The organism is Amphritea balenae, from assembly GCF_003858655.1.
GTDB classification, from domain to species: Bacteria; Pseudomonadota; Gammaproteobacteria; order Pseudomonadales; family Balneatricaceae; genus Amphritea; species Amphritea balenae.
Window position 1 is genome coordinate 1 of sequence record NZ_RQXV01000008.1, and the last position, 25,228, is coordinate 25,228.

19 protein-coding genes and 1 tRNA gene are annotated in these 25,228 nt (G+C 48.1%); 6 read left to right on the forward strand and 14 right to left on the reverse strand.

The genetic code is table 11. The features are described 5' to 3' along the window. The 4 genes from EHS89_RS13825 to EHS89_RS13840 form a co-directional block, all read right to left on the reverse strand. A partial coding sequence (locus tag EHS89_RS13825; RefSeq protein ID WP_124926754.1) for a DUF4347 domain-containing protein occupies positions 1-3,146 on the reverse strand: 3,146 nt, incomplete at its 3' end. Between the two features lie 10 nt (positions 3,147-3,156). After that, positions 3,157-4,065 (reverse strand): efflux RND transporter periplasmic adaptor subunit, encoded by a 909-nt coding sequence (locus EHS89_RS13830; RefSeq protein ID WP_124926755.1) that lies wholly within the window; start codon positions 4,063-4,065, stop codon positions 3,157-3,159. Positions 4,066-4,155: 90 nt separating this feature from the next. After that, complete coding sequence (locus EHS89_RS13835; RefSeq protein WP_124926756.1) at positions 4,156-6,291, reverse strand: hypothetical protein; 2,136 nt, start codon at positions 6,289-6,291, stop codon at positions 4,156-4,158. Positions 6,292-6,293: 2 nt separating this feature from the next. Beyond that, entirely contained in the window at positions 6,294-8,210 is a 1,917-nt protein-coding gene (locus EHS89_RS13840; RefSeq protein WP_124926757.1) for a GAF domain-containing protein, read from the reverse strand. Between the two features lie 741 nt (positions 8,211-8,951). Between EHS89_RS13840 and EHS89_RS13845 the strand changes: the two genes are divergently transcribed. The 3 genes from EHS89_RS13845 to EHS89_RS13855 are packed head-to-tail and all read left to right on the forward strand — an operon-like array spanning position 8,952 to position 13,278. Then, positions 8,952-9,611: an ABC transporter ATP-binding protein gene (locus tag EHS89_RS13845; RefSeq protein ID WP_211340347.1), complete on the forward strand. Its 660-nt coding sequence runs from the start codon at positions 8,952-8,954 to the stop codon at positions 9,609-9,611. Then, positions 9,605-12,223, forward strand: a complete 2,619-nt coding sequence (locus EHS89_RS13850; protein WP_124926759.1) for an FtsX-like permease family protein — start codon at positions 9,605-9,607, stop codon at positions 12,221-12,223. Before EHS89_RS13845 ends, EHS89_RS13850 begins: the two co-directional genes overlap by 7 nt. 5 nt (positions 12,224-12,228) lie before the next feature. Continuing rightward, entirely contained in the window at positions 12,229-13,278 is a 1,050-nt protein-coding gene (locus tag EHS89_RS13855; RefSeq protein ID WP_124926760.1) for a lipocalin-like domain-containing protein, read from the forward strand. A 335-nt stretch (positions 13,279-13,613) separates the two neighbouring features. Here EHS89_RS13855 and EHS89_RS13860 read toward each other — a convergent pair. From EHS89_RS13860 to EHS89_RS13905, 10 genes are all read right to left on the reverse strand, one after another. Next, a tRNA-Pro gene (locus EHS89_RS13860) sits at positions 13,614-13,690 on the reverse strand. An 82-nt stretch (positions 13,691-13,772) separates the two neighbouring features. Beyond that, positions 13,773-14,132, reverse strand: coding sequence for a MerR family transcriptional regulator (locus tag EHS89_RS13865; RefSeq protein WP_124926761.1), 360 nt, complete (start codon positions 14,130-14,132; stop codon positions 13,773-13,775). After that, positions 14,119-14,415, reverse strand: coding sequence for an integration host factor subunit alpha (ihfA, locus tag EHS89_RS13870; protein WP_124926762.1), 297 nt, complete (start codon positions 14,413-14,415; stop codon positions 14,119-14,121). Before ihfA ends, EHS89_RS13865 begins: the two co-directional genes overlap by 14 nt. A gap of 17 nt (positions 14,416-14,432) precedes the next feature. Next, the gene (pheT, locus tag EHS89_RS13875) at positions 14,433-16,823 is read right to left on the reverse strand and encodes a phenylalanine--tRNA ligase subunit beta (protein ID WP_124926763.1); all 2,391 of its coding nucleotides are present in this window, start codon (positions 16,821-16,823) and stop codon (positions 14,433-14,435) included. Between the two features lie 77 nt (positions 16,824-16,900). Continuing rightward, positions 16,901-17,884 carry a phenylalanine--tRNA ligase subunit alpha gene (pheS, locus tag EHS89_RS13880; protein ID WP_124926764.1) on the reverse strand — a complete coding sequence of 328 codons (984 nt, stop codon included), beginning with the start codon at positions 17,882-17,884 and terminating at the stop codon, positions 16,901-16,903. Between the two features lie 86 nt (positions 17,885-17,970). Beyond that, a complete protein-coding gene (gene rplT, locus EHS89_RS13885) occupies positions 17,971-18,324 on the reverse strand; it encodes a 50S ribosomal protein L20 (protein ID WP_019619998.1) in 354 nt (117 codons plus the stop codon). A gap of 40 nt (positions 18,325-18,364) precedes the next feature. Further along, positions 18,365-18,559: a 50S ribosomal protein L35 gene (gene rpmI, locus EHS89_RS13890; protein WP_124926765.1), complete on the reverse strand. Its 195-nt coding sequence runs from the start codon at positions 18,557-18,559 to the stop codon at positions 18,365-18,367. Between the two features lie 104 nt (positions 18,560-18,663). After that, the gene (gene infC, locus EHS89_RS13895) at positions 18,664-19,221 is read right to left on the reverse strand and encodes a translation initiation factor IF-3 (RefSeq protein ID WP_420808876.1); all 558 of its coding nucleotides are present in this window, start codon (positions 19,219-19,221) and stop codon (positions 18,664-18,666) included. A 7-nt stretch (positions 19,222-19,228) separates the two neighbouring features. Then, positions 19,229-21,145: a threonine--tRNA ligase gene (gene thrS, locus EHS89_RS13900; protein WP_124926767.1), complete on the reverse strand. Its 1,917-nt coding sequence runs from the start codon at positions 21,143-21,145 to the stop codon at positions 19,229-19,231. A 152-nt stretch (positions 21,146-21,297) separates the two neighbouring features. Next, entirely contained in the window at positions 21,298-21,993 is a 696-nt protein-coding gene (locus EHS89_RS13905; protein ID WP_124926768.1) for a FadR/GntR family transcriptional regulator, read from the reverse strand. Between the two features lie 180 nt (positions 21,994-22,173). Between EHS89_RS13905 and EHS89_RS13910 the strand changes: the two genes are divergently transcribed. From EHS89_RS13910 to EHS89_RS13920, 3 genes are read left to right on the forward strand one after another with little or no spacing between them, the layout of a single operon-like run. Next, positions 22,174-22,971 (forward strand): (Fe-S)-binding protein, encoded by a 798-nt coding sequence (locus EHS89_RS13910; protein ID WP_124926769.1) that lies wholly within the window; start codon positions 22,174-22,176, stop codon positions 22,969-22,971. Positions 22,972-22,995: 24 nt separating this feature from the next. Beyond that, positions 22,996-24,414 (forward strand): LutB/LldF family L-lactate oxidation iron-sulfur protein, encoded by a 1,419-nt coding sequence (locus EHS89_RS13915; protein WP_124926770.1) that lies wholly within the window; start codon positions 22,996-22,998, stop codon positions 24,412-24,414. A 17-nt stretch (positions 24,415-24,431) separates the two neighbouring features. Beyond that, positions 24,432-25,154, forward strand: a complete 723-nt coding sequence (locus tag EHS89_RS13920) for a LutC/YkgG family protein (RefSeq protein WP_124926771.1) — start codon at positions 24,432-24,434, stop codon at positions 25,152-25,154. The last annotated feature ends 74 nt before the right edge of the window (positions 25,155-25,228 follow it).

A 25,228-nucleotide genomic window follows, 5' to 3' on the forward strand; every position in this document is an offset into this window, starting at 1 on the left:
CCATCAGCATCATCGATCGCGGAGATATCCACATTCAGGATCTGGTCCTCTTCAACCGGACCGATAATCAGCGGTAACCCGGTTGGATCATCATTGATATTGGCAACCGCGGCGGTTTCCAGACTGACCAGCTGTTCCGGGGTGCTATGACCGTCGGTATAACTCACCTGCACAGAGATACGCTGCCCCACATCGGCATCACCTAACTGATAGCTGGTCAGAATAGCCCCGCTGATTACGGATCCATTGCGCAGCCATTGATAGCTGAAACTACCCAGGCCATCAGCATCATCGATCGCGGAGGTATCCACATTCAGCGTCTGGTCCTCTTCAGCCGGACCGATAATCAGCGGCAATCCGGTTGGATCATCATTGATATTGACCACCGCTGCGGTTTCCAGACTGACCAGCTGTTCCGGGGTGCTATGACCGTCGGTATAACTCACCTGCACAGAGATACGCTGCCCCACATCGGCATCACCTAATTGATAGCTGGTCAGAATAGCCCCGCTGATTACGGATCCATTGCGCAGCCATTGATAGCTGTAGCTACCCAAACCATCAGCATCATCGATCGCGGAGATATCCACATTCAGGATCTGGTCCTCTTCAACCGGACCGATAATCAGCGGTAACCCGGTTGGATCATCATTGATATTGGCAACCGCGGCGGTTTCCAGACTGACCAGCTGTTCCGGGGTGCTATGACCGTCGGTATAACTCACCTGCACAGAGATACGCTGCCCCACATCGGCATCACCTAACTGATAGCTGGTCAGAATAGCCCCGCTGATTACGGATCCATTGCGCAGCCATTGATAGCTGAAACTACCCAGGCCATCAGCATCATCGATCGCGGAGGTATCCACATTCAGCGTCTGGTCCTCTTCAGCCGGACCGATAATCAGCGGCAATCCGGTTGGATCATCATTGATATTGACCACCGCTGCGGTTTCCAGACTGACCAGCTGTTCCGGGGTGCTATGACCGTCGGTATAACTCACCTGCACAGAGATACGCTGCCCCACATCGGCATCACCTAATTGATAGCTGGTCAGAATAGCCCCGCTGATTACGGATCCATTGCGTAACCACTGATAGCTGAAGCTACCCAGGCCATCGGCATCGTCGATCAGAGAGGTATCCACAATCAGGGTCTCATCCTCCTCTGCATCACCGATTATCTGGGGCAACCCGGTTGGATCATCATTGATATTGGTAACCGCGGCGGTTTCCAGACTGACCAGCTGTTCCGGGGTGCTATGGCCATCGGTATAACTCACCTGTACTGAGATGCGCTGGCCGACATCGGCATCACCTAACTGATAGCTGGCCTGCGTGGCACCGCTGATTACGGATCCGTTGCGCAGCCACTGATAGCTGAAACTTCCTACGCCATCTGCATCATCTATCGCGGAGGTATCCACATTCAGCGTCAGATCCTCTTCAACCGGACCGATAATAACGGGTAAGCCTGTTGGGTCATCATTGACAGGATTAACCATAATATCACTACTGAACGCAGCACTGCTGAATGCGGTCTCGCCACCAATTGCGGTATTGTGGATAAACTCAATCTGGACATCATCAATATTCAGATTATCGTTTGGGTTACCGTTTACACCGTTAGCCACATAGAATCGTAACTGGAACTCATTATCAATATAGGCTGAAACATCTGTTGAGATAGTGCCGAGTCCAAAGTTTGACCCGGTTGAAAAGCTTTCAATAGCGGTAAAATTTGCACCGCCATCATCTGAGACCTGAAGCTCAATCAGGTGGGCGTTGGACATAGTATTAATATAGGAAAAAGAGAGGGTTGCTGAAGTCGCTCCGGTGAGATCAGCCTGGCGATATATATAATCGCCGGTTGTTTTAGGCACTATTTCCAGCTGTCCCTGCTTAACCTTCAAATTACCGTTGTTCTCTCCTCCCGGTCCTGCACTGTCATTCTCAACCCAGGCACCACTCCATGAAACAGTACCATGGTCATTACTATAGGATGGAGGGTTAGAGAACTGGTCAAGAAAGGTATCCGTATCTGGGCTCAGGTCTGCCGTACCTCCTGCTGTACCACTGGTCTGGTCCCAGGCATGGAAAGTAATGCCATCGGCCACTGTACCATTCCAGTCAGAATCCGGTACAAAGCGGATATAGCTGCTACCATCAGCAGCCAGAAGCAGGGCTGAAGTCTGATCCAGATTGCCAAAACTCAGCCAGTTAGCGCCGCCATCCGTACTGTATTGCCAGTCACCATTGGTGTTATCCACACCGACGACGGCAATACCACTGGCCGGGCCATCGGAGTCACTGAAATGCCCGCTAATCAGGTCACTTACCAGGGTACCGTCGTTCAGGACAGGGTCTTCATCAATACCATTCAGGTCATTACTTCCACTTAACACCGGGGCGACGTTCGCCAGCAACCCAGACCACTGAATACCATTGACAACAGCTACTTCTGTAGAGATTTCACCGATCTGGTACTCCAGATCCCAATCCCCTCCCATCAACTGAGACCCCGTTAAATCATCGGAAGCTGCGACATCAACATCCAACAACCCGGCAAGCGTTGTGATTAGCTGCTGGCCGGCACCTCCCCCAGCAAGATTACAGCCATAGATCAAAAGATCAGCATCATCAGTAAAACCACCAGCCCAGGCCCGAAGATGCTCAGATTCAGCCTGTGCACGATCCAGATCCAGCTGATCTGATCCAAGCAAAATACTGTCACCATCACTATGAGAGATAATATGAAGGGCAGAGAAACTCTGACCTGTCGCCAGGGTCTCGCCTATTTTCTGAATACCGTCGTCACCTGCTTCGAGCAAAACAACATGAAATTGACGGTCGCCATCACTGGCCAGGTTATCGATGATGAACTGAAAATCAGGTGTTCGACTGTCAATAACTACTAACTCAGATCTATTACCCTGAAGCTCATCTGCAGTGTCAGATACCACAGCGTCCTGCTGCTGATACGTTCGATCAAGCAATGTCACAGCCTCATCAGCAAGTTTTACCTCTGAACCAGAGCTCACCGGTTCATCAATAAAACCCACTAAGAGATCCGCAGAATACATTATCCGGCTCTCCAGAGTTTCGATCATCAGCTGTTTTTTTTGAGACCTTATTCTGCTCTTCATAATAAAACCCTCAATTCAACTGACCCACAGGGGTAACCCCAGCAGGTTCTTGAAGGTTATGCTGAACAGTTTGCTCAGCAGGCAGAAAATTCACCCGACATCGAATGCCTGCCGGAATCAGGTAACCGGGGTTTGGCAGACTCAAACGTACAGCAAAGGTTCCACTGGCAGCATCTGCCACCGGGTCAATCCGATCTACCTGTGCCAGATAAGTCTTAGCTGCAGTTACCACTGGTGTTATCTCTGCGGCCATCTCCGGATTTATACGCCCCAGAAAATCAACCGGTATTACCACCTCTATTTTCAAGGGATCAAGACGAGCAACTTTCATTACCGGCCCTTCATCAACATACTCACCCGTCGCTTTAAAACGCTCCATCACAACGCCATCAACCGGACTCCGGATGATACGTCTTTCAAGCACTGCGTCTGCCCGCTTTGATTCCAGGGTCGCCAATAATTTATTTTCCCGCTCTTGCCGCACCTGTAATCGGGCCATGCGGGTTTCTGTCTGGAGTTGATCCATCTCCTGCTTAGAGATAACCGCTTTCTTTAATAACCCCTGATTGCGCTGCTCGGTAAGTTCACCAAAAGCAACACTCTCCTTGCGTAACAAAATAGCTGTATTTAAACGGGCCCGGGTATTAGCCAACTCTGCAGCGGCACGCTCAACATCTGACTCGAGCTGCATCAGAATAGCGCCTGTTTTTACCTGATCACTGGGCTGCGCATAGATTTTTTCAACAATTCCAGGAACCGCACTACCTACATCGACTACCTCACTCGGTTCCATCACACAATCCATCTCAGGAAGAGTATTATTGTCGGTCACAACCCAATATTGATCTGTTTCAGCCGCGAAGCTGATGTGGGCTGTCAGCATTAAAGCCGACAGCGAAAACGTTACTTGTTTTTTCATTTTAACCACCCGTCACAAGCCCGGTATCAGACTTGCCATCTTGTTAGCATCCTGCCATTTAATCTCCTCTCAACATCATTGCTATAAAAGTCAAAGTCGACTCAAAATCAGCTGTCGTAGCTTCTGCATCCATTGCCAGGCCAGGGGCTCATCACCATGATTAAACCTCACATAAGCACGCTCACCAATTCCAGTTACGTTAAAATCTTCAGGCAGACGCAGATCAATCTGAAAGATTTCATCCATCGCTACCAGTCCTTCACCATCAGCTACAACAGCTATCTCACCACCGCCTGAACGCCCCAACGCACGACTGGGAAGCTGAGTGCCGCCACCCGGCAACTTTCTGATCACCTCCGCCGTTGCGGTTTGATCAAGCCGTTCCGCCAAACGAACCTGGGCCTCTGAATCAAAAATACGGATTAAGCCGATCTCTGATTGAGGAATAACTGCTCTGACGATCAGATTTTCCCGGCTTAACACATAACCAATTAGCTCGCCCTGCTGGAGATAGCGCCCTCTGATACGACCCGAATCAGCTAATACAAAGGTTCCTGCAACCTGACTACGTATTAATAACGATGCCTGTTGCTCACGCAGGTCGGTAAGCTCTGCTTCAACAACCTCTATTTCTTCAGCGGTTAACTGTGACTTCAAGTGTTGTTCAAACTGTTCTGCGGCCCGTCGTGTTTCCAGTTCATAGCGTCTGGCTTTCAGTTTGTTAATACGATTATCCAATCCAAACGCTTCTAATCTGATAAGCGGTTGCCCAGCTTCAACCTGAGAGCCGGGAGTGGTCAACATTGTGCTGACCACTCCCTTACTGGCAGCGTATAACCTGGCCTGATCCGAAACCCACACCACACCTTCAGCTGAGCTGGTGTAAGTGATCGGATAAAATAGAACCAGTGCTGCCAACCCGCCCCCCAGCAGAAAAAGACTAGATAAAGCCCTGCAACGCCCCCCCTTCAATGCCTGCCCTATCAATAGATACTGTGTCCCCCTCAACAACGGTAAGAGAACCTGGGTAAGCACTGCCCAAACAGCCAGTATCAACCCTACAATCATGTACTCATCTATTAAGAACAGAACAATAATTACGAGTATTAACAACCTATATACAAAGGCTGTGCAGCCATATAGCAAAAACCAGAATTCCTCACCTGCTGCAGTTACCGGCGATTGCGCCTGTTTCAGGCCGAACAGATAACGTTGTAATAAATAGAGGTTATAGCGGCCCGAGCGGCTGGATAGATTCGGTATCTCAATCAGATCCTGAAGAATGTAATACCCATCAAACCGTAGCAGGGGATTGGCATTAAATAGAAAGGTTGAAACAGTACCTATCAAAAAGGCATTGAGAGCCAGATTCTGGATAATTCCGGGCTCCACCAGCAACCAGATAAATAGTGCGATAGCGGCAAAAAACATCTCTGCCATAATACCTGCAGCGCCAACCAGCATCCGCTTGTATCTATTTCTAAAGCCCCAGGCTGCAGAAGTGTCAACATAGGGAACTGGCATCAATACCAACAAGGAGATGCCCATTTCATGCACTTCACCTCCCCAATGTTTAACTACCAACGCATGAGAAAATTCATGCACCAGTTTCATAACAACAAACACCGGCAACATTAAAAACAGATTCTGAAATGCGAATATATCGCCTTGAATAGCCAGCGTCAGATCCTCCCCGAAACTTACTACCATCAGAGTTGCAGCAACTATCACTATTCCCCAAAGAAAAATTCCAAGTCGAGACATCAACGGGCTCAACCAGCGATGTAACGATTCCAGTAACTGGCCGGGGTCCAACAGGGGGATACGGATTGCCAGAGGGTTTAGTAATCCTTTAAAGCGGGATAAATTCTGACGATAACGGAGTCTGTTAAAGTATTCCTGAGAACTTTCAGGCAGTTCAACTTTTACAATCGTCTGTGCGATTAGCTGGATCAACAGATAAAATACTTCATCCTGTTCAAGGCTATTATGCTCAACAGCATTCGCTCCTACCCATGCCTGCTCAACCGACACTGAACCATCTAAACGGCCAACAAAACCATAAGCCCTGGCGCTGATACGAAGATGCTGACCAGAACAGCTGTCTCTTAAAATATACCAGCGCTGATGACGATAACTTTGCGGATAGATCTGTATATGCGTGTGTAACTTTGGTTGCAGATCCGCAATCATATTCCAGCTGGGAAGTTCCGATGACATAGACATCTTTACCACCCCATGGACCAGAGCCATAACCCGACTCTATCAGTGAGTTTATGGGTAGCAATCCAAAACAAGCTGCGTTCGCCAACCTCAATTTTGGCGACCCCGTTCATACCGGGACGAAGTAACTTCGTAGGACGCTCCAGAAAAGCCTCAACCCGAAAGTAGTTACTCATCTCGTGACTAACAGCAACAGGAATCAATTCTGCAACTGAAATATCAAACTGAGATTGCGGTAATGCGGTAAAGACCAGTTGACCTGATCTTCCAGGATGAAGTTCTGCAACATCATGTTCGTCCACTTCAACGACGACTCTGTAGCGCTGCAGAGGGGCAACTTCAAACATGAGCTGCCCACTTTCCACAGGAGCCCCAAGCTCCTGGCTTAGATCACCACTGACCAATATCCCATCAAATGGTGCACGTAGCTGAGTTCGGCCGATCGCTTCATCGGCAATTTTCAGCTCGCTATCAACCTGCGCTAGTTGAGCTTTTAATACACTGAGAGCGGTGCGCTCATGCCGTCCTAAAGCGTTCTGATATTCCTTTTCAATCTTATTTCTCTCACTCAGCCACTTACGACGCTCCAGCTGTAATTCCCGATCATCCAGGCTGGCGATCAATTGCCCCTTTTTAACCAGATCCCCGGCACGGAGATCAGCTGTCTCAATAAATCCATCAAAGGGTGCTACCAGTACCTGCCGTACCTCCCCTTCGATCGTCGCCGGCGCCGTAATACGATAATTACCTTGTATCTGAGTAAGACCAAAAAGAGTTACAAACAATAGCAATGCAGTCAGCTTTGCCCCCAGCTTTCGTCCACCTAGCAGACTACTGACAAATTCTCGAAATAACCGACCAGTGTTCTGCCAAAATGATCGCTCTTCCGACAGTTTAAGCTCTAGAACCTGGGCGATAAGCGCTAGTCGGGACTCAATCTGTAACCGCTCAGCTTTGTTGAAACCCTTTCCTAAAGATCGCTCAAGAGTGATCACTCCTAGTAATCGCCCCTTTACTTGAAGAGGAATGCTGTAAATTACTGCTCGTTTTTGCTCAACCGCGAGCTCCTGATGAGCCCTGTTAATTAAACCCGTAACATCATCAGCTTGAGGAAAAAGCACAGGCGAAAGCTGATCTGCCGCTTCTGCCATCGCATTTTCCAGACATCTAATCGCTTTACTTCTACGATCAAATTCAGCCGATTGTGATAATGCTTTAAGTTCGATACTCATACCGTGATGCAGGCCGATTGCAACCCGTTCACAGCGAAACTCTGTTTCTAATAAATCGACACAAAGTTGTAACAACGTATTACTCTGTTCCTGATCCATCAGCCGTCGCAATAGAACAGTACCACTCTTGGTCCCCGCTCCCCCCTTATGCAAGAGAGTTTCCAACCACATCCCACCCCATTGCAACAGCTGTATTACTGCATGTTGCTGGGGTTTAGAGCGAGTAGAAAGCATCACTACAACAACAGCAACTATTTGGTTATCTATAATCAACGGGGCAGCAACAAGATCACAGACTCTTTGTTGTTGAGGTCCATAATGTTGTCGAGAGGAACAGATAGAAGTTTTCTGTTTGAACGCTTCAGCCGCAATATTGGATAGCAGAGGATCATAAGCCTCAGACGCGGGCCATTTCGCCAGGGTTTCAACATGAGTGCTGTTATCTGGTCGAAACAAGCCCCCCCGGATAATCCCTGCCACCATCTGACACTGCCAATCCAGCCATTGCAGCCCCATCTCCGATAGCAGATGGGTAACTGCATCAGACTCATATCCGGTCAAATGATCAGTTTGTTTTCTGTCCTTGATGTTATTATCTGCAGCCTTGCTCTTTTTTATCTTTGCTACTAATCCAGTCGGTTCACAACCCTGTTGATCCAGATGCAACCGAACTGATCCATCGTTAGGCATGACAAAAAACCGCCTACTAAATCTGGTATCCGATAATTGCTTAAGAATAAATATCAGTTTTAGTTTTTATTGTATTGTTGGTCTTAACCATCGTAATACTGAAAAGAAGACAGACCTAAAACCCCTTTACGTAAGCATCAGCCTAGATGTCATATTTAAGAGACACCAAACTCCTTATACCCAAAATGGGCACGTAAAATAAATAAAACAAATATTCCATATTGACAAAAGAATTTAGGTCTATACTGCTCTATTAAAAACACACTCTGTGACACATAGCCTTCCCTCTTAAATAACCCAGTCACGCGCAATTATCTGTTACATAGACATTTTTAAAGCCGTTTAACAGATAACTGCTTATTCAGAAGATTGAGTATGCCCTAGCCAATAGTACTAGCTGGATGTCATATAGCACTTTTGAACTGAACTTCTTACAAATTTAACAGCAATCCTAAATGTCTCTATTTAGAGACCAAAGTAAAATACCGATTAACTCCCTTATAACCTCCTTTAATACTCTAAAGTTAATGAATTTAGCCTACATTACGACACTCCTATGACAACAAAGAATCAACACAGCTAATACAAAAGAGCCAATCCAAATTCAAGCTCATCTTTACTGACAGAACCCCTGCCATTCATGCTCTACACTATATAAACCTGGTATTAAATAACGCCTGACTCAAAACCTGTTATGTAATACTCGTCACATTAATGACCTGCGCCTCACGAGGTATTTGTTTGATTACCGCCAGAAACATTTGCAAAGAGTATTGTGACGCCAGTGAGAAAATTGTCATTTTCGATAACCTCAACTTCACCATCCACTCCGGCGAAACAATAGCATTAATGGGACAAAGCGGTGCCGGAAAATCTACCTTATTACACCTTCTGGGGGGCTTCGATAAACCTGAATCCGGTCATATTGAAATAAACTCTCAGAGCATCAGCAGTATGTCTGATGCCCGGCTAAGCCGGTTTCGGCGCCAGTTTCTGGGTATGGTATTTCAGCAATATAATCTGATACCCAGTCTGACCGCCCGGGATAACATTAGCTTTGTTCGCCGCCTTAATGGCTTACCTGCCGAAGACGAATTCACCCGCGAGCTTGTCCATGCTTTACAACTTCAGGACCGGTTAGATCATTACCCCTCACAACTTTCTGGCGGCGAACAACAGCGGGTCGCCATCGCCCGCGCGATAGCGACACAGCCGTTACTGATATTAGCCGATGAACCTACCGGCAATCTGGACGAGCAAACGGCAGCTCAGGTTATGACAATGCTGATGCGAGCCGTTGCCTTACAACAGAGCACTTTGCTTTTAGTTACTCACAGTCCTACCACCGCCAGCTACCTAGACAAGACCTGGCGTTTAGAGCAAGGCCAGTTACTGTGCTGAACAGAATATTGATACTGGGTGTGACACTGCTGAGTCACTATAGGCGTCATCCGGCCCAGGCCATTTTTCTTCTCTCAGGGCTGAGCCTTGGGGTAGCCATGCTGCTAACAACACTGATTATCAGTTCAGCTGCCAGACAGGCATTTACCGATACTCAACAGACTCTGGGCGGGCAAGCAGTCGCACACCTGCTACCTAAGCATAGCCAGAACAGCCTGCCCGAACAGCTTTACCGGGATCTTCGCTTAAAAGGTGTAAGTCATATTATGCCTATAGCCGAAGGCCGAATAAAAACAGAAAAAGGTTTTATGCAAATACGTGGACTAGATCTGTTTCCTTTACTAAATCGCTCATCGAACCGCTTACCTAATCAAACGGGCAGCGAACCAGACAGCTATTCTGATAATGACCCTGACAACTCCCCTGATAACTACCCAGATAACGACCTAAATAACTATCTGTTTCAATTTTCTTTTCCACCCTATCTTGCGCTGGTATCGGAGTCCTATGCGCAGCTACAAGGTTTGAAAAATGGCCAGCAACCCAGACTGGCTGATACCTCCACTTTACCTGAGGTTCGAATACTCAAAGACAGTGCCGGGCTGGGGTACTTTATATTATGTGATATCCGTTGCGCGCAAAAACACCTGGGCTTGACTCAGCGCCTGACATCAATCCTGATCACCCACCTTTCACCTACAGACAAAGCATTAATAAAGCAGCTCTCAGAGCAACATGCAGATCTGGTCATGGCGGATAAAAGCATCAAAAACCCAGCCTTCACCGATGCTTTCCTGCTGAACCTGCAAGCCATTGGCCTGCTGGCTTTTCTGGTCGGCTGCTTTATTGCATTTAACGCCGTCAGCTTTTCCGTCTTGCAACGGCAGCAAACCGTTAAACAGATGCGTTTAAGTGGCGCAACCGCCAATGAAATTGTCATTGCTCTGCTATTTGAACTAAGTTGCTGGGCTTTACTGGCCAGTATTGTCGGCTCAATTATCGCCTGGCTACTCTCCACGTTGTTACTGCCCGGTATAGGTTTTACGTTGGAAAGACTGTTTTTCAATGAAAATATTTTAATCTTAGGACGTATACAAGATTGGTGGGGGCAAGCGATCACCCTATCTCTGGCGGCTACGATAATCGCTACCCTGCTCCCCCTTATCCGCCTTGCACGCCAACCCCCAATGACCAGTATTACAGAAAGCAGTACACGCCCTTACAGCCTGCTGCTATCACTTACCCTACTGGGATTAGGCAGCATAATGGCATTTTATCCGTCGCTTATTAAGCCAAGCCAGTGGTCTGGACTGGTTATCACCGCAAGCTGGTTCATAGGCGGTGCTTTGCTGGTTCCCTCAATTCTGACCCGCTTTTACCAACTGTTTTGCAAGTTTAAGGGGCTGCTACGCTATCCCGCTCTGCACTGGATGCTTAACGACAGCAGGCTGGATCAGCAACGTCAGGGGATCGCCATGACCGCCTTTTGCATCGCTATTGCAGCCTGTATTGCGGTATTAATCATGGTCTCGAGCTTTCGTCAGGCATTTACGGACTATCTGGATGTCACTTTGCCGGAATCACTCTATCTCACCCTGGATCAAAATCAGATTAAGGATATTAAGCCCTTTCTCAGCGGGCATCCGGATGTCGAGCTTGTTTATCCATTTTTTATGAGCAATGCACTGATCAACCAGCAACCCGGGCTTGTACGGGGCTTAACTAACGATAGCCAAAGACAATCAAGCTTCATTCTCGAGCAGTACAGCGTTTTGGGTATTCATTCAGGGGATACTGTTTCAGGGGATATTACTTCCAGTACTAAGAGTTCAGAGGCGTACAATGAACTCTGGCGTAAACTGCATCAACGCAAGGGAATTATTGTTAATCAGGCTCTGGCCCTCAACTACAAACTAAAACCCGGCGACCGCTTATCTATCGTCATAAACAATCACCCAATAAACACAGAAGTACTGGGGATCTATTTCAGTTACGGCTCTTTAGTCGATGTGTTTGCCATTGATCAACAGTGGCTTATGGAACTCTGGCCACAACTGCAAACGAATCGACTTGGGGTATTTATCAAAGATGATTCGCGTATTTCACCGCTGCTCACCGAACTAACTAACCGCTTCCAACTGAATACACACCACTACGTATTACCGGGCTCGATAAAACAGCTGGCTCTGTCCGTATTTCAGCGAACCTTCCATGCAACGCAATTACTCAGCGTTACAATATTACTGATTGCTGCGATTGGCGTATATTGCGCCAGCTATACCGCACAACTGGAAAAACAGATTCAGTATCGACTAGTACACATACTAGGGCTAAGCTCGAGAAAAATTGCCTGCATGGCCTTATTGCAGCTTTTTATCAATGCCAGCCTGACCTGCATGTTGGCATTACCTTTAGGGATATTGGTCGCATGGGCCAGCACAAAGATCGTATTACGTTACGCTTTCGGCTGGTATTTCGATCTGATAATCGACCCGCTACAGCTATCACTCATCCTATTCTCCAGTATTGCGATACTATTAGCCGGTGCTTTACTACCCTTCTACCTCAACACCAAACGCCACTCTGCTAAATACTTAACGGCTCAGGGGTAACCAATATGCAATTATGCCAGCACATAAGCTCCACTCTTCTTTGCACAATACTCTTTACCTGCCTTAGCGTTAATGCCAAACCGTTACCAACCAACTCTTCAGAAAATGCAGAATTCAGCATTGTAGAACCGGGGCACCCCATCACTTTTCCATTCGATCACCGATTACACCCGGGTTTTCAAAGCGAATGGTGGTATATCACTGCCAATCTGCAGGATGAAGATAACAATCAGTATGGGATTCAGTTTACGCTGTTCAGCAGCGCCAGCCTGACAGGTAATACTAAGCAACGAATATTCTTCGCCCATGCAGCCCTGACAACGACAGACAACTTTTATCATGCCGAACGTTACGCACGCTCAGATATGGGGCATGCCGGTGTTGAATACCAGCCATGGCAGGCATACCTTGATCACTGGCAGTTTACCGGCACTGAACAGCAACCTTTACCAGGCAAGCTGCAGGTATCAGAACCAGCTTTTGCTTATCAGCTGAAACTATCTGATTCAGACTATTTTTTGCAGGGTGATCAGGGTTTCAGCCCCAAAAATAATGATGCCAGCCTGGCATCTTATTACTACAGCGCCCCTTTTATCGAGGTCTCTGGAAATATTCACGTTGAAGGTAAATCTATAGCCGTTAGGGGCAAAGCCTGGCTGGATCGGGAGTGGAGCTCAAATTTTATTGAAATAGATAAAATCGGCTGGGACTGGCTCTCTCTCCATTTAGACCAGGATACAGCCCTGATGCTTTACCGGGTACGTAGCAATAGAGAGATTCTGCTTTACGGTAGAATAATGCACAGGGATGGCAGACAAACGACAATAGCACCCACAGATATCAACTGGAGAGCGGTTGCTAGTCAGCGGTTTTCAGGGAAAGATTACCCTATCGAATGGCGCCTTGAGATTCCCTCCCAACAAATCACCCTGGATATCCAGCCGATTAACAATAATCAGTTTCTCAATACCCGGGTGCCCTATTGGGAAGGCGCGGTAATAACCAAAGGCAGTCATGAAGCGCAAGGTTACCTGGAGTTATTTGGTGAGAGATGAATCTATCATCGGAGTAAAGTATGCCTCAACACTGAAAACAGAGACTATCTCATTAATAATGGCGCGACTACTCTAGCAAGTTGCACAACGACGCCAAGCAACTTATACCCAGCCTCACACATACCGGAAGATTCCGCATTAAAAGTAAACAACGAAGATATAAAACAAAAGAATTGGTCGGGACAGCGGGATTGATTCGCAACTTCGTTGCTCCCCCTTCGGGCCATCACAACAAACGTGATGTTGTCTCGCTATGCTCGGCTGTTCCGAATCACGCCACATAATCTAACATTTAAATAAAAAAACCGACCTCCGGCCGGTTCTTTTTATTTAAATGGTCGGGACAGCGGGATTCGAACCCACGACCCCTACTCCCCCAGAGTAGTGCGCTACCAGGCTGCGCTATGTCCCGACGAAGAAAGACAGTGCTTTCTTAAGTGCTGGCTATATTACGCCAACATTTGATATCTGAAAAGATATTTAGAAATGATTTATTAGACTGATTTCAGTAACTTACGAAGGTCTTCCAGCTCAGTTATTGTTTGTCGCAATAACTGCTTATAACGGCCTTTATCATCAACCGCCTGATCACCGCTAAGCCACTGCCGGGCACCACTAATGGTAAAACCCTGCTCGTGTAGCAGACCTTGAATCTGACGAATAATCAGCACATCTTCACGCTGGTAATAGCGCCGTCCACTGCGTTTAACCGGACTGATCTGCTCAAACTCCTGCTCCCAATACCGCAGAACATGTGTTTTGAGCTCGCACAAACGCGCTACTTCACCGATAGTGAAGTAGCGCTTATTTGGAATAGGTATCAGATCATCCGAGACTTGTTCAGTCTCCTTCATAAGCCTCTACGCGATCCTTTAGCTTCTGGCCTGGCCGAAAGGTAACAACCCGGCGTGCAGAGATAGGCACCTCTTCACCGGTTTTAGGGTTTCGTCCCGGACGCTCACGTTTATCACGCAGGTCGAAGTTACCAAAACCCGACAGCTTTACCTGTTCATTTTCGGCGAGACTCATGCGGATCTCATCGAAGAAAGCTTCCACCATCTCCTTTGCTTCCCGCTTATTGAGCCCCAATTCGTCATACAGGCGCTCAGCCATTTCTGCTTTAGTCAAAGAGCCCATCAGAGTTCCTCTGTCGCTTACTCTCTTAAAGTAGCACCGTACTCATTTTTCAGTGCAGACACAACAAAATCAATGACTTCGTTGATTTCTTCATCATTAAGAGTGCGCGAAGGATGCTGCCAGGTCAAGCCCAGCGCGATGCTTTTTTGACCAGGTTCGACACCTTTACCCTGATAAACGTCGAACAAAGTCACCGCTTTAAGGAATTCACCACCCTGTTTTTTAGCAACAGCACGGATAGATTCAAAAGCAACAGACTCATCAACCAGCAATGCCAAGTCACGACGACTTTCAGGGAATTTAGACAGGCTGTCAAAACGTGGCAACTGACCATCTAACAGTACAGACTGAACGATCTCAAACAGGAATACAGGACCTGTCAGCCCCATTGATTTGACCAGCTCAGGATGCAGAGCACCCATATAACCGACAGTTTCTCCGTTGCGCAGAATCGCAGCAGATTGTCCCGGATGCAGTGCCACATGACGCTCAGCCGCGAAGCTGAACTGATCTGCACAACCACCCAGTGCCAACAATGATTCAACATCACCTTTAAGGTCATAGAAATCAACAGTGCCCGCATCAGCACTCCAGCCTTCAGACTGTCGCGGACCACAGATCAGACCCGCAACAACATTCTCCTGAATGAGCTGATCACCTTCGGGTAAGAATCGCTGACCGGTCTCAAACAGACGCACACGGCTCTGCTGACGGTTCTGGTTATATTGCAGCGCTTTAACCAGTCCAGGCCAGATCGTAGTACGCATAACAGCCATCTCCGCAGAGATAGGGTTCGCCAATGCCTTCGCCACATGCTTATCATCAAACTGAGCTGACAGACCCTTTTCAATAAAGCTGTATGTCACCGCTTCCTGATAACCCCGTCCAACCAACTGTGAACGTACCGTCTTCAGCGTCACTTTAGACTCATCGTGAGCGATCATATTCAGCTCGGCGGTAGGCACCTTAACCGGTAGGTTGTTATAGCCATAGACACGCGCCAGCTCTTCAATCAGATCAACTTCAATACTGATATCGAAACGGTAAGACGGTACCGCAACGGTCCATTCACCTTCGCCGCTACGTTCAATGATCATCCCCAATCGGGTCATAATCTCTTCGATCTCAGCTGCAGGCATTTCAAATGCCAGTACCTGATTAACTTTGCTCTGACGCAGAGTAACGGTAGATGACGCTGGCAAGCTATCTTCAGCAACAGCCTCGCTAACCGGACCGGCTTCACCACCTACAATATCCAACAATAGCTGAGTAGCACGTTCAGTAGCGCGATGCTGCAGCTGCCAGTCTACGCCACGCTCATAGCGGTGCGATGCATCGGTATGCAGACCATAAGAACGGGCACGACCGGCAATGGTAATCGGGTTAAAGTAAGCACATTCAAGGAAGATATCTTTTGATTCAGCTGTAACGCCGGTCTCTTCACCACCGAAGATACCTGCCATCGCTACTGCTTTCTCGCTATCTGCAATGACCAGCGTTTTATCGTTAAGCTCAGCTTCGTTACCGTCCAGCAGCGTAACTTTCTCACCCTGCTTCGCCTTACGGACGACGATGCCGCCATTCAGCTTATTCAGATCAAAGGCATGCATCGGCTGACCCAGTTCGAGCAGCACATAGTTAGTGACATCAACAACAGGATCGATTGAGCGAACACCGCAACGACGCAGCTTCTCAACCATCCACAACGGGCTCTTAGCCGACATATCCACATTACGGATCACACGACCCAAATAACGCGGACAGCCTTCAGGGTCTTCTAAGGAGACCGGAAAGCTATCATCGATAGTTGGCACGACCGGCTCAACATCAACGTAGGTTACTGGTGCTTTATTCAACACCCCTACTTCACGGGCCAGACCCGCAATCGACAGACAATCACCACGGTTTGGCGTCAGATCAACATCAATAACTGAATCATCCAGATCCAGATATTCACGCAGACAAGTACCCACCGGCGCATCTGCAGCCAGCTCCATAATGCCGCCGTGATCCTCAGAAATGCTCAGCTCATCTTCCGCACATAACATGCCGAAAGACTCAACCTGACGCAGCTTCGCTTTTTTAATCTTAAAATCTTTTCCATCAGGGCTACCCAGAACGGCCCCGACTTTAGCAAATGCAGTCTTTAGGCCTGCACGGGCATTAGGTGCACCACACACAACCTGAAACTGCTCAGAGCCATCTGCAACCTGACAAACCTGCAGCTTATCGGCATTCGGGTGTGGTTCTGCTGTCAGGATCTCACCGACAACCACACCGCTGAACTGACCGGCAACCGGCAGTACTTCATCAACTTCCAGGCCAGCCATCGTAATCTGGTCGGCGATACCCTGAGTATCAATGTCTGGATTAACCAGCTCGCGTAACCAATTTTCACTGAATTTCATAATTCTGATTCCGAAAAAGTCTTATCTACTCGTAAACGTCTACTTAGTCTCAACTGTCAGCACTGTTAACTGTTAGATCAGTTAAACTGGCCCAGGAAACGCAGATCGTTTTCAAAGAACAGGCGCAGGTCATTTACGCCATAACGAAGCATAGCCAGACGCTCTACCCCCATACCAAAGGCAAAGCCGGTGTACTGCTCTGGATCGATACCGGAATATTCAAATACTTTCGGATGCACGATGCCGCAACCCAGCACTTCCATCCATTTACCGTCACCACGGTCGATATCCACTTCGATTGAAGGCTCGGTGAACGGAAAATAAGACGGACGGAAACGGACTTTTACATCTTCCTCAAAGAACTCTCGCAGGAACTGTTCCAGCGTACCTTTAAGGTCAGCAAAGCTGATATCTTTATCAACAATCAGACCTTCAACCTGATGGAACATAGGCGAATGAGTCTGATCATAGTCACATCGGTACACACGACCCGGACAGATGATACGGATTGGCGGCTTTTCGCTCTCCATAGTACGTACCTGCACACCGGAGGTGTGTGTCCGCAACAAGGTATTAGCATTGAAGTAGAAAGTATCGTGCATCGCCCGTGCCGGGTGATGTGACGGAATATTCAGCGCTTCGAAGTTATGATAATCATCTTCGATCTCAGGCCCTTCAGCTACGCTGTAACCGATACGCGCAAAAAACTCTTCGATCCGCTGCAGCGTTTTAGTGACCGGATGCAAGCCACCCAGAGACTCACCGCGACCCGGCAAAGTAACATCGATAGTTTCCTCTGCCAGTTTGGCTTCCAGCGCGGCTGATTCAAGGTTTGCCTTACGTACATTCAATACGTCCTGCAATGCCTGTTTCGCCTCATTAATCTTGGCACCTGCCTGAGGACGCTCCTCAGCACTTAACGCACCCAGACCCTTCAATAGCTGGGTAAGATGACCTTTCTTACCCAGATACTGAACCCGCACCTGATCAAGATCTTGTGCGCTTGTAGCCTGTTCTGCAGCCTGCTTGCCTTCAGCCAGCAGAGTTTGAATGTTTTCCATTTACCGCTCCAAATAAAAATAGGGGAAGAGCTTGCACCCTTCCCCTATTAAACGATCAGTTATTACCTGGTTACAGGTAAAGGGTCTTACAGTGCAGCCTTAGCTTTTTCAACGATAGCAGCAAATACTTGCGCTTCGTGAACAGCCAGATCAGCCAGCACCTTACGATCGATTTCGATAGATGCTTTCTTCAGACCAGCAATAAAGCGGCTGTAAGACAAACCGTTGATGCGGGCAGCAGCATTGATACGAGCAATCCACAGCGCGCGGAACTGACGCTTACGCTGACGACGGTCGCGGTATGCATATTGACCAGCTTTGATAACTGCCTGTTTAGCTACGCGGAATACACGGCTACGAGCGCCGTAATAACCTTTAGCTTTTTTCAGGATTTTCTTGTGACGACGGTGTGCGATAACACCACGTTTTACACGTGCCATAATTCTTTCTTCCTAACTTAGATTCTGTAAATAATTCGACTTAGATATAAGGCAGCATACGCTTGATCAGCTTTTGGTCTGCCGCTGCAACTTGCAGCAGTGGACGCAGCTGACGCTTACGCTTAGTCGACTTCTTGGTCAGGATGTGGCTTGTGTAAGCCTGCTTATGCTTAAAGCCATTAGCAGTCTTTTTAAAACGTTTCGCAGCACCGCTGCAAGATTTCATTTTAGGCATTACTAAATCCCCACGCATTCGTTAATTATCTTTCATCTGAACAAACAGCAAAACCCGTAGCCGCCTCAATAAAGAGTCAGCACGGGTTTTGAACAGTAGTCAGACTACTTTTTCTTTTTCGGAGCTATGACCATGATCAATTGGCGGCCTTCCATTTTTGGACGCTGCTCAACAACACCCAGCTCTTCCAGATCTTTTTCGATCCGGTTTAATAGCTGCATGCCTAACTCCTGGTGTGCCATTTCACGGCCGCGGTAACGCAGGGTTACCTTGGCCTTATCGCCACCTTCAAGGAAACGTATCAGGTTGCGTAGTTTTACCTGATAATCCCCTACTTCCGTATTAGGACGGAATTTGACTTCCTTAACCTGCATCTGCGTCTGCTTCTTCTTAGCAGCATTCGCTTCTTTCTTCTTTTCGTACAGGAACTTACCGTAATCCATCACCTTACAGACGATAGGATCTGAGTCAGAAATCTGTACCAGGTCAAGGCTAACTTCTTGAGCCGCCTCTAGGGCGTCTTTGATAGACACAACGCCTATCTGTGTTCCATCTGGACCAATCAACCGACACTCGCGGGCGCTGATATTTTCATTAATCGGCGGCTTATTCCGCTCGTTACGCCCTCTTCTGTTATCGCGCTTGATAGTGGTATCTCCAATAAATTTATTAAACTTTGCGACCTTTCTGCACAACATCTTGTGTCAGGTGATCACAAAACTCTTCAATCGACAAAGTGCCGAGATCTTCACCGGTCCGAGTTCTTACAGCAACGGACCCAGTTTCTACTTCCTTATCACCAACAACCAGTAAATAAGGAACCTTCTGAATAGTATGCTCGCGGATTTTAAAGCCGATCTTCTCATTTCTCAAGTCCGCACGGGAAAAGAATCCAAGATCGTTCAATTTTTCTTCAATTTCACGGCAATAATCGGCTTGTTTATCGGTAATATTCAAAATCACCACCTGTTGAGGTGCCAACCAGGTCGGCAAAGCGCCGGCAAAGTTTTCGATCAGAATTCCGATAAAGCGCTCAAATGAACCCAGAATTGCCCGGTGCAACATAACCGGCGTTTCACGATCACCGGCCTCATTAACAAATTGCGCACCCAGACGGCCTGGCATTGAGAAATCTACCTGCACAGTACCACACTGCCAAACACGACCCAGACAGTCCTTCAGCGAGAACTCAACTTTAGGGCCGTAGAAAGCACCTTCACCCGGCAGCTCATCCCAATCCAGATTAGCAGCGTCCAGCGCATCACCCAGGGCTTTTTCAGCTTTATCCCAGACTTCATCTGAACCTACACGTTTTTCAGGACGGGTAGACAGCTTATAGATAACTTCGGTAAAACCGAAGTCGGCATAGACTTCATGCAGGAAGTCGATAAATTTAGCCACTTCACTCTGAATCGCATCTTCAGCACAGAAGATATGCGCATCATCCTGAACAAAGCCACGTACCCGCATAATTCCGTGTAGTGCACCGGATGGCTCATTACGGTGACAGCAACCAAACTCGGCTAAACGCAATGGCAGATCACGGTAAGAACGCAGCCCCTGATTGAATACCTGAACATGACATGGGCAGTTCATCGGCTTAATGGCGAAATCACGGCTCTCAGAGTGTGTGGTAAACATCTCGTCGGAGAATTTATCCCAGTGTCCGGATTTCTCCCACAAGGTACGCTCAACAACCTGCGGCGTTTTGATCTCTTCGTAGTTATGTTGACGCTGCTTCGTACGCATGTACTGTTCAATCGTCTGATACAGTTTCCAGCCATCCGGATGCCAGAACACCATACCCGGTGCCTCTTCCTGCAGGTGGAACAGATTCAGCTGTTTGCCTAACTTACGGTGATCACGTTTTTCAGCTTCTTCCAGACGGTGCAGGTAAGCTTTAAGATCTTTTTTATCACCCCAGGCAGTACCGTAAATACGCTGCAGCATCTCGTTATCAGAGTTACCACGCCAGTAAGCACCGGCAACCTTCATCAGTTTGAACGATTTAATATGTCCGGTCGAAGGAACGTGCGGGCCACGACACAGATCGATAAAGTCGCCCTGGCCATAGAAAGACAGATCCTGATCCGCCGGAATAGCTTCCAGCAGCTCAACTTTATACTTTTCACCTTTCTCATCGAACAGCTTTACCGCTTCATCGCGGCTCATCAATGAACGGTTTACCTGATGGTTGGCCTTAGCCAGCTCTTTCATCTTCGCTTCGATCTTCTGCAGATCTTCTGGCGTAAACGGACGCTCATATGCGAAGTCGTAGTAGAAGCCATCTTCGATAACAGGACCGATAGTTACCTGAGCCGTTGGGAACAGATCCTGTACCGCCATCGCCATCAGGTGCGCAGCCGAGTGACGAATCACTTCCAGGCCTTCCTCATCACGGGGCGTCACTATCGCCAGCTCAACATCTTCAGTAATGGTGTGGGAGGTATCCACCAGTTCACCATTCACTTTACCGGCCAGGGCAACTTTAGCCAGACCAGCACCAATATCAGCGGCAACATCAAAAACAGTAACGGCGTTAGCAAACTCACGTTTGCTGCCATCAGGCAGGGTAATAACAGGCATTGTAATGTTCCTATCGATCAACTGTGACCAGTACCAGAGGCCACATGGGTAAATACAGAGGCTGCTACAAACCAGGTAGCAGCTGGAAAGGCGGCAATTCTAACGGATCAGATGCTATAAAGCTATGCCAAAACAGGCGTGTTTGAAGGGGTCTATTCTTCCAGATGCCTACGGGTATAAAGAATATGTTCCACTGCCGTTTTACGGGCCGTATCGGCGTCCCGGGCCATAATCGCCTGATGGATCGCACTGTGCTGCAAACGGATGCCATCGGGATAGCGGCCAAAACGTTTTAAGGTCCGGTCCAACACGCCATATATGGCATTAAAAAAGCGGGTATAGAACAGCTGACTAAAAGAGATAATCAGCAGATGATGGGACGATTCTGCAATCATCATATGAAAACGCAGATCCTCTTTAGCTTTCTCCAGGGTTGTCTCACGTTGTCCGCGCTGCTGCATCAACTGATATTCCTGATCTAACGCCTGAAGTTGCTGATCGGTCGCCCGGCTGGCAGCGTAAAATGCAGCTTCGCCTTCTAACATCGCCCTTACATCTAGCACCTGACGCTGAAACTCCGGGTTATCACCCAGCCCTCCAATGCCTTCCAGGGGCATATTAAAGTGAGGCTCCAACAGGTTATTAACCCGGGTTTTCCCACCATGCCGGATATCAATATAGCCCTCAGCCTCCAACTGCCCTATAGCCTCTCGAACAGTCGAGCGAGACATACCATAACTTTCGGACATCCGACGCTGTGATTGCAGCTCAGCGCCGGGCAACAGTTCTCCGCTATAGAGACTCTCTTTCAGGCTTAGTAACAAATTTTCACTCAGGCTTTCCGACATTAGCGCTTTAACCTTCTAATAATCTTCCTGTTTGGTCAGACCAGTTACCAGTGTAGCATTTCTTTTTAGTACAGCCTTAACTATCTTGCTTAACAACCTTACTCAACAGTTCTACTTAATTGTCAGAGCCTGAAGCCCGCAAAACCCGCGAGCTGATAACTATAAAAATGGTAACTTACAATGCCAAATACATCACCCCGCGTTGGTCTTTTTGTCACTTGCCTGGCTGATATGTTCCGCCCCACTGTCGCCTTCGCCACCGTTAAATTATTGGAGCAAGCCGGCTGCACAGTTGAAGTGCCTGAACGTCAAACCTGCTGCGGTCAGCCCGCATTTAACTCAGGTGATCGCAAAACAACGGCCGATATTGCCCGCCAGACTATCGATGCATTCGATGGTTATGAGTACGTTGTTGGTCCTTCAGGTTCCTGTATCGGCATGCTGCATCAATATCCTGATCTGTTTATCAGTACAGATCCGTACTTTGCCCGAGCCACCGAACTGGCCGCCAAAAGCCACGAAATAACCTCTTTCCTGTTTGATGTTATGGGGCTTGAAACCTTGCAAGAGAAGCTTAATCAATTACGCTTTGACGGAACCGTCACCTATCATGACTCCTGCGCCGGACTGCGGGAACTTGGCGTAAAAGATCAGCCAAGAAAGCTACTCCAACAAGTTGAAGGGCTCAGTATTAACGAGATGGAAGAAGCTGAAACCTGCTGCGGTTTCGGTGGTACTTTCTGCGTCAAATACCCGGAAATATCTAATCGTATGGTGAGCAATAAAACCGACAACATCAGCAATAGCGGTGCCAACACACTGCTCGGCGGTGACCTTGGCTGCCTGCTAAACATGGCTGGCAAGCTGAAACGGGAAGGCAAATCAATTGAAGCCCGTCACGTAGTTGAGGTCCTCGCCGGCATGACCGATATTCCCGCCATCGGCGAAGCCGATTACGACCTTGCCAGCCAACTTTAAGCCACTTTAATAAAGGAAAATACGATGCAAATTAATACGCCCTTTTTTAAAGAACGTGCCCACGATGCGATGGAAGATAAAAACCTGCAACGGGCATTAGGCAATCTTAAAGCAGGCTTCCCAGAAAAACGCGCCATCGCCGTTAGCCGGATGCCCGAATTCGAAGAACTACGCAACCAGGGCCGCGACCTGAAAAACCATGTCATGGAAAACCTGGACCTGTACCTGGAACAGTTCGAGGCTAAAGTAATTGAAAATGGTGGCCACGTACACTGGGCCCGTACATCAGAAGACGCAAATAAGATTATTCTCGATATCTGCAAACAGGAGAACGCCAAGACAGTTACCAAAGGTAAATCGATGGTAACAGAGGAGATTGGCCTTAATGATTACCTGGAACAGAATGGCGTACAGCCGGTAGAAACTGATCTGGGTGAATATATCCTGCAACTACGGGGTGATCACCCAAGCCATATTATCGCCCCGGCAATACACCTTAATCTGGATGATGTTGCCGAAGCCTTTCATGAACATCATAAACGACCTAAGTCAGACGACCCTGCGGTGCTGATGCAGGAAGCGCGTGAAGTATTGCGGGATAAGTTTGTTGCCGCCGATGTTGGTATCACCGGGGCGAACTTCTGTGTCGCTGAAACAGGTTCTACCATCATTGTCACCAATGAAGGTAACGGCGATCTGACTCAAACATTGCCTAAAACTCATATCGTGGTTACGTCCATCGAGAAAGTGGTTCCGACACTGGAAGATATGACGCTGTTCCTCCGTTTGTTAGCACGTTCAGCCACCGGACAAGAGTTTACCGTGTACAACACACTCTCTTCTGGTCCGCGCCGTGAAGGTGATCAGGATGGCCCGGAAAACTTCCACGTGGTACTGGTCGATAACGGTCGCAGCGAAATGGTCGGAACTGAGCTTCAGGATATGCTGCGCTGCATTCGCTGTTCCGCCTGCATGAACCACTGCCCTGTTTATGGTGCTGTGGGTGGTCACAGTTATGGCTGGGTTTACCCAGGACCGATGGGCTCTGTACTAACCCCTCAGATGATCGGTATCGAAAAAGGCGGCATGCTACCTAATGCCTCAACCTTTTGTGGTAAATGCGAATCGGTCTGCCCGGTTAAAATCCCACTACCTAAGCTGATGCGTCATTGGCGTGAAGACGAGTTCGAGAAACACCTCAGCCCGAAAGCAGTGCGCTACGGCATCGCTGGCTGGGCCTTCCTTGCTAAACGTCCTGTGCTTTATAAAACCTATACCCGGATGGCCACCTGGTTCATGAAAAGATGGGCCGGCAAAAAAGGCAAGATAGAAAAAATGCCATTAGCCGGAGGCTGGACCGATTGGCGAGATATGCCTGCCCCACAAGGCAAAACCTTTATGCAAAGCTGGAAAGAACAACAGAAAGCGGGAGAGCAGCCATGAGCGCAGGAATAAAAGCCATGAGCGTAAAACAAACAGTCGCCAAAAGCCGCGCTGAAATATTTGGCAACATCCGTCGCGGCCTGGGCCGTAAAGGCAACAGCGGTGAAGCTTCTGCCGAACAAAAACAAGCCGTTCAGAACCGTCTTAATGCGCAGGCTGACAATCTGATCCCGCAACGGGCCCAACTGCCCCATGATGAACAAGTAGAACTGTTTAAAGCGATGGCAACCGAAGCCGTTGCCGAGCTAATCGAACTGGACAATATCGCCCTGGTTCCCCAGGCCTGTGCAGACTGGCTTAAAACACGTCACATCGATCAGTTAATCAGTGCCAGCAGCAGTGAGATTAATTCACTGGACTGGAGTCCACTTCTTAATGCCGATGTTGATAGAGTTGAGCGAGTCGCGCAGGCAGGCGATATTGCCAGCCTTACCAGCAGCTTTGCAGGGATTGCTGAAACCGGCACCCTGATGCTGCACTCGGGACCTGATAGCCCGACCACGCTGAACTTCCTGCCGGACAACCATCTGGTTATTCTGCGCCGCTCAACTATTGTTGGTGTTTATGAGGAGGCCTGGAAAAAAGTGCGTGCGGCGTTCGGAGGTACTGAGTCCGGTTTAACTTTGCCTCGTACTGTGAACATGATAACCGGACCTTCGCGAAGTGCTGATATAGAGCAGAAATTACAGATGGGCGCCCACGGCCCTAAAACGCTGGTTATATTTCTCATTAATGACTAAATAAGCATGATTCAGAGAACTTAATTAGGAAATTGATAACCGAACTAAAAAGGAGGCCCGCCAGCCTCCTTTTT

What these genes read in the sequence shown, in the direction of transcription:
- EHS89_RS13830 (WP_124926755.1), bottom strand. Translation starts at nt 4,065, where the DNA reads ATGAAAAAACAAGTAACGTTTTCGCTGTCGGCTTTAATGCTGACAGCC.
- EHS89_RS13835 (WP_124926756.1), bottom strand. Translation starts at nt 6,291, where the DNA reads ATGTCTATGTCATCGGAACTTCCCAGCTGGAATATGATTGCGGATCTG.
- EHS89_RS13840 (WP_124926757.1), bottom strand. Translation starts at nt 8,210, where the DNA reads ATGCCTAACGATGGATCAGTTCGGTTGCATCTGGATCAACAGGGTTGT.
- EHS89_RS13855 (WP_124926760.1), top strand. Translation starts at nt 12,229, where the DNA reads ATGCAATTATGCCAGCACATAAGCTCCACTCTTCTTTGCACAATACTC.
- EHS89_RS13865 (WP_124926761.1), bottom strand. Translation starts at nt 14,132, where the DNA reads ATGAAGGAGACTGAACAAGTCTCGGATGATCTGATACCTATTCCAAAT.
- ihfA (WP_124926762.1), bottom strand. Translation starts at nt 14,415, where the DNA reads ATGGGCTCTTTGACTAAAGCAGAAATGGCTGAGCGCCTGTATGACGAA.
- pheT (WP_124926763.1), bottom strand. Translation starts at nt 16,823, where the DNA reads ATGAAATTCAGTGAAAATTGGTTACGCGAGCTGGTTAATCCAGACATT.
- pheS (WP_124926764.1), bottom strand. Translation starts at nt 17,884, where the DNA reads ATGGAAAACATTCAAACTCTGCTGGCTGAAGGCAAGCAGGCTGCAGAA.
- rplT (WP_019619998.1), bottom strand. Translation starts at nt 18,324, where the DNA reads ATGGCACGTGTAAAACGTGGTGTTATCGCACACCGTCGTCACAAGAAA.
- rpmI (WP_124926765.1), bottom strand. Translation starts at nt 18,559, where the DNA reads ATGCCTAAAATGAAATCTTGCAGCGGTGCTGCGAAACGTTTTAAAAAG.
- thrS (WP_124926767.1), bottom strand. Translation starts at nt 21,145, where the DNA reads ATGCCTGTTATTACCCTGCCTGATGGCAGCAAACGTGAGTTTGCTAAC.
- EHS89_RS13905 (WP_124926768.1), bottom strand. Translation starts at nt 21,993, where the DNA reads ATGTCGGAAAGCCTGAGTGAAAATTTGTTACTAAGCCTGAAAGAGAGT.
- EHS89_RS13910 (WP_124926769.1), top strand. Translation starts at nt 22,174, where the DNA reads ATGCCAAATACATCACCCCGCGTTGGTCTTTTTGTCACTTGCCTGGCT.
- EHS89_RS13915 (WP_124926770.1), top strand. Translation starts at nt 22,996, where the DNA reads ATGCAAATTAATACGCCCTTTTTTAAAGAACGTGCCCACGATGCGATG.
- EHS89_RS13920 (WP_124926771.1), top strand. Translation starts at nt 24,432, where the DNA reads ATGAGCGTAAAACAAACAGTCGCCAAAAGCCGCGCTGAAATATTTGGC.